The sequence below is a fragment of the Kerstersia sp. genome (assembly GCF_052103615.1).
Classification (GTDB): Bacteria; Pseudomonadota; Gammaproteobacteria; order Burkholderiales; family Burkholderiaceae_B; genus Kerstersia.
Genome location: NZ_JBQEKA010000132.1, coordinates 1 through 5189 on the forward strand (window position 1 = coordinate 1; position 5189 = coordinate 5189).

The 5189-nt window shown below is 56.9% G+C and carries 6 protein-coding genes; 4 read left to right on the top strand and 2 right to left on the bottom strand.

What is annotated here, in order from left to right; translation table 11 throughout:
* A partial coding sequence (locus ACTJGZ_RS15685; protein ID WP_441663828.1) for a LysR family transcriptional regulator occupies positions 1-761 on the bottom strand: 761 nt, incomplete at its 3' end.
* 25 nt (positions 762-786) lie between these two features.
* On the opposite strand from ACTJGZ_RS15685, the gene ACTJGZ_RS15690 reads away from it, so the two are divergent.
* From ACTJGZ_RS15690 to ACTJGZ_RS15705, 4 genes are read left to right on the top strand one after another with little or no spacing between them, the layout of a single operon-like run.
* Positions 787-1875, top strand: a complete 1089-nt coding sequence (locus ACTJGZ_RS15690) for a PDR/VanB family oxidoreductase (RefSeq protein ID WP_441663829.1) — start codon at positions 787-789, stop codon at positions 1873-1875.
* Between the two features lie 58 nt (positions 1876-1933).
* Complete coding sequence (locus ACTJGZ_RS15695; RefSeq protein ID WP_441663830.1) at positions 1934-3217, top strand: aromatic ring-hydroxylating oxygenase subunit alpha; 1284 nt, start codon at positions 1934-1936, stop codon at positions 3215-3217.
* Positions 3214-3687 (top strand): aromatic-ring-hydroxylating dioxygenase subunit beta, encoded by a 474-nt coding sequence (locus ACTJGZ_RS15700; RefSeq protein WP_441663831.1) that lies wholly within the window; start codon positions 3214-3216, stop codon positions 3685-3687. The genes ACTJGZ_RS15695 and ACTJGZ_RS15700 overlap by 4 nt, the downstream gene beginning before the upstream one ends.
* A gap of 36 nt (positions 3688-3723) precedes the next feature.
* The gene (locus ACTJGZ_RS15705) at positions 3724-4692 is read left to right on the top strand and encodes a Bug family tripartite tricarboxylate transporter substrate binding protein (RefSeq protein WP_441663832.1); all 969 of its coding nucleotides are present in this window, start codon (positions 3724-3726) and stop codon (positions 4690-4692) included.
* Between the two features lie 282 nt (positions 4693-4974).
* Here the strand turns inward: ACTJGZ_RS15705 and ACTJGZ_RS15710 are convergent.
* Positions 4975-5189, bottom strand: a 215-nt coding sequence (locus tag ACTJGZ_RS15710; RefSeq protein WP_441663833.1) for a heavy-metal-associated domain-containing protein, incomplete at its 5' end; no start/stop codon positions are given.

Sequence of the window (5189 nt, forward strand, 5' to 3'; positions counted from 1 at the left end):
CACAAGGCGTATGCAATGGACTGGGGCGCGACCAGCAGCACGTCGTCCTGCTCCAGCAGCGGTTTCAATGACTGGTAGCCATCAACCTCGAGCACATAGCGCAGGCTTTTTCCCTGCCCCCGCATGAACTGGGTGATGCTGTAGTAGGGAAATTCATCCGTATCGATTTTTATATGCCGGGCATTTAAGAAAAATGGCATATCCAGCTTATCCGAATCAGGCATTGTTATTTTTCTGCCTACGCATAAAAACGATTCCTGATACAGCTTCCGGGATACATATAAATCAGTGTTTTCCATTTCCGGACAAATAGCGGCGTCGATTACTGATTTATACAAACTGCTTTCAAGCGTCGCCTTATCGGCATTCACGATGTCCAGGCATATGCTGGGGGCGGCCTGACGCAACGACATATACAGCCGGGGCAAGGCGCTGTGCCGCATGGCCGGACTGAAGGCCACGCGAAAGCGCCTGTCGCTGCGTTCAGGCTCAAAATCGTAGGCCAGACGCAAGGCGGTCTGCAACGCCTGGATGGCGTTCTCGACAGGCTGAAACATAGCTTGCGCCATGCGCGTGGGCTGCATTCCACCCTTGGCCCGGACAAACAGAACATCGTCAAAGTGCAGTCTGAGCCGCGCCAGAGCATGGCTGATCGCCGGTTGACTCAGGTGCATGCGCACCGCCGCCCGGGACAAATTACGCTCCTGATAGATCACCACAAATATCCGCAGCAGATTCAGGTCCATGCGCGACAGGTCCATACTATTCGCCCCATTGATAATCGTTATGAAAACAACGAACTTGACCCTATTCCAGGCCAGCCATACATTTATTATTGATTTAAAAATTTTAAGTTTCAATCAATTATTGGCAAATAGGTGTCCGGATATGGAAGCACGAAATCCTATCGCGAATCAACATTGTTCTCTGTCGCTTCGCATCACGAGCCGCCGACGCGAATGTCTGGATGTCTATTCCTATCGGCTTGCAAACATCGATGGCTCTGCACTTCCCGAGTGGCAGGCGGGCGCGCACATAGACGTTGAAACCCCCTGCGGTCTGACACGTCAATATTCCTTGTGTGGAGATCCCGCCCAGCGCCAACACTGGGATATCGCCGTCAAACTGACATCGACATCGGGCGGAGGTTCGCGCTCTATCCATGAACGGCTGAAGGTCGGCGACACGCTTCAGGTCAGCCCGCCGCGCCACGCCTTTACGCTTCAGCCGCATCCCCAATCCTGCGTGCTGCTGGCGGCCGGCATAGGAATCACGCCCTTGTTGAGTATGGCCTGGCAGTTGCACCACGAGCGCCACCCCTTTCAGCTACTGTATTTTTCGTCGTCGGCGCAGCACACGGCGTTCCTGGACACTCTGCGCAGCGCACCATTCCATCAGCAAGTTCATTTCCATACGGGACTGGAGCGGGAGTTGATCAAAGAGCGCATCCGTCAGGCCATGTCCGTGCAGCATGGCACAGCGGTCTATACCTGCGGCCCCTCCGGCTTCATGGAGCTGATTGATTACATCAAGCATTCGCAGTGCCTGGACATCCCCGTCTATGCCGAACGCTTCAGCGCACCACCCACGAGCCCCACCTTCAATCACGAGTTTCGCGTACGTCTGAACCGCAGAAACGCGTTGGAGATTCCCGTCGCCGCCCACCAAAGCATTCTAGAAGCCTTGGAACAGCACGGCATTCCAGTAGACAGTGCCTGCCGCCAAGGCATATGCGGCGCCTGCGTGCAGACCGTGATCGACGGTACGGCCCTGCACAGGGACTTCTGCCTTTCGCCGGAAGAAAGAGAGCAGGAGCGCCTGATCTGCCTCTGCGTTTCCCGAGCGGCCGATGCCATCCTGACCCTGGACTTGTAGTTCGTCTTGCATTTTTCGTTCTCTTCACCGCCTGGCCTGAGCCCGGCAAGGAGTTTTCATGCCTTCTGACATCTCATCCCTGTTCCAGGACGCCTGCATAGACAGGCGGGTCTACACCGATCCATCCCTGTTTGAACTGGAGCAGGAACACATTTTCGCCAAAGTCTGGCACTACGTCGGGCATGAGTCTCAGCTCACGGCACCGGGGCAGTACATCAGCCTGGATGTGCTCAATCAACCCGTCTTGGTCATCCAGGGCCAGGACGGGATCAACCGGGCTTTTTTTAACCGTTGTCCGCACCGCGGCGCCCAGCTGACACGCCAGGCCTGTGGGCACGCTGAACAACTGGTCTGCTCCTACCATGCGTGGACCTTTGATACCTGCGGTGCGCTGCGCGGTATTCCCATGAGCAGCGGTTATGAGGCGACGCCCGTGCAGGATCGCGCCGAGCAATGGGGCCTGACGCCGGTGCCCAGACTGGAGAGCTACGCCGGATTCTTGTTCGTCAATCTGGATCGCCAGGCGCCAGGCCTGGAGCAATGGCTCGGCGTCAATGCCGGCAATCTGCTCAATATGGTGGAGCGCTCTCCCAGCGGCCTGATCGAGCCATTCGGCGGCGTGTTCCGAATGACCCAACGCAACAACTGGAAGATTTACCTGGAAAATCTTCATGACGGCGCTCATGCCTTGCCCACCCATCAGTCCTCGGTCCTGCCAGCTCGCCAGACCAGCACGCTTACACAGGATCCCTGGAGCAAACTGCAGGCCGACATCGTCAGCGCCAATGGGCAAAGCCCCCGAAAAATGGCGGCCCTTTCCGTGAACTGCTTCGAACTGGGGCACAGCGAGATGTTCGGTTTCCGCGAGAGCCGCCCGGACACCGCGCAGCAGCAAGAATATGAAGCCCAGCTGCGTCAGTTTCATGGCGCGCAGAAGGCCGAAGACGTGCTGCACACCGATAGGCACATCGCCCTGTTCTACCCAAATCTGTCCGTCACGCCGAACTGGATGCAACTTCGGGTCATCACCCCCATCGCCGTCAACCAGACCCGCGTGGATACCCATAGCTTTCGTCTGGTGGGCGCCTCGGACGCCGTCAACCGCCGGATTATTTCCTTTGCCAATGCCGTCAATTCGCCCACGTCGCTGATACGGGCCGATGACCTGGAAAACTTCGAGCGCATCGAGTCCGGCCTGCGCGTCCAGGAACGCCGCTGGGTCAGCGCACATCGGGAGCAGTCCAAGGAAGAGCAGCCGGTTGGGCCTTCTCACGCGATGAGCGAGCGCTACGTGCGCAACCAATTCCATGCCTGGAAAAACTATATGGAGCACGCCGAATGAAAACCAGTTCAAAAGAACAGGTGCTCGATTTTCTGCACACCGAAAATCAGTTACTGGATGAGCAGCGCCATGAAGAATGGCTGACGCTTTTCCACCCCGATGCACACTATTGGATCCCGGCGCAGGCTGGGCAAAGCGACCCCTTGCTGCATATTTCTCTTTGCCATGAGAACCTGGAACTGCTCACCATGCGAATCGCACGGCTGCGGCATCCGCAGGCGCACGGACTCGCCCAGCCTATACGCACCTCACGCATGCTGTGCAATGTGCGTATTTCCGAACAGGATAACGGCGCAATTCTGGCCAGCGGACATTTCCTGGTGCATGAATGGCAAGGAGAGCGGCTGCGTCAATTTGCCGGTCAAGTCGACTATTCGTTACGGATGGGCCACGAACTGAAGATCACGCAGAAAAAGATCAGCCTGGTCAATGTCGAAGCCCCTTTCGAGGCCATCCAAATCCTGTTGTAAGACCCCCACCCTCTTTACCACCAAGGATGCCGCATCATGATCAAGAAAACGCTCTGCGCGCTGGCTGTTGTCAGTGCCTGTCCCCTGGTTCAACCTGCTGTCCAAGCGGCCTCGTTTCCACAAGGCCCCATTACCATCACGGTTCCTTATCCTCCCGGTTCGGCCGCCGACACAACCGCCCGGCTGGTGGCGCAGGGCATGGCCAAAGAACTTCAGACCAGCATCATTGTCGAGAACCGGAGCGGTGCAAGCGGAGCTATTGGAACGGCGGCAGGAGCCCGGGCCAAGGCGGACGGCCACCACCTGACCCTGATCGCCTCGCCCGCCGTCATGACCATGCTGCAAATGAAACAGCCGGGCTTCGACCTGGAGCATGACTTCGCCCCCATCGGCGCGATCAACGAGTTCTTCAACACGCTGGTGGTGAACAGCAAGCTGGGCATCGCCGATTTCGAGCAATTCAAGCAATACGTGCAGAAACACCCTGGCACATTCAATTTTGCGACCGCCGGCAACGCAACTCCATCCGACTATGCGGGGCGTCAATTGTCCAGAAAGCATGGGCTGAATATGACGTTCATCCCCTACCAGGGCTCCACGCCAGCCATGCTATCCATCGTCTCCGGCGAGTCCGACGGCGCCATCATGGTTGCTGGCCCTGCCATCCCGCACATCCTCTCAGGCCAATTGACCGCGTTGGCCGTCATGGCCGAGCAGCCGCTCAAGGCCCTGCCCCTGGTTCCACCCAGCAAAGCCAGCGGCGTGGATATCATCACCAGCGGGTGGACAGGATTGGTAGCCCCCAAAAATACGTCCGCCGATCGCATTGAAGTTTTGAATCAGGCACTAAACAAGACCTTGCAGTCCGACACCCGGCTGCAAGAGACTATGGATACCTATGGGGGTGTCTTACTGCCCGGCACGCCGCAACAACTGAACCAACGCATCCGCGATGAAATCCAGCAGCTCAGGCAAGATATGCAGACGCTGTATCCGCCTTCATAACCAGTTTGCCCGGGGTACTTCGGCACTTTGCAGGGCAGGCTGATGTCCAGTCCTAAAATAGGTTGACAGGTTTTCTGCCTGAAAAACGCCTGATGCACCGCATCAGGCGTTTTGTATTTCAAAGCGGTATGCAGTCTTGCCTGCTTATAGATGTGCACCGATTGACGCTCCTTCAGTAAGGGGAAAAAGTGTCAACGTAATTCAGGACGGGTCAATGCAGCGCTAAAAAAACCGACTGTCTGTCTCTAAACAATCGGTTTCAGGTTTAAGAATGTACGGTGCTTAACCGCCGCAGCCGCCGCAGCATGCGCCATCTTCACCGTGTGCGGGCTTGGCAATTTGATAACCTGCCCGCTCAACCGCCGCATGCAGATCTTCCAGTGACACCTGGGTTTCATCAAAACGTACCGAAGCCTTCGCGTTCTCAAACGAGGCATCGGCAGCTTGCACGCCCTCTAACGCCGCCAAGGCGATGGCCACTTTATCGGCACATTCAG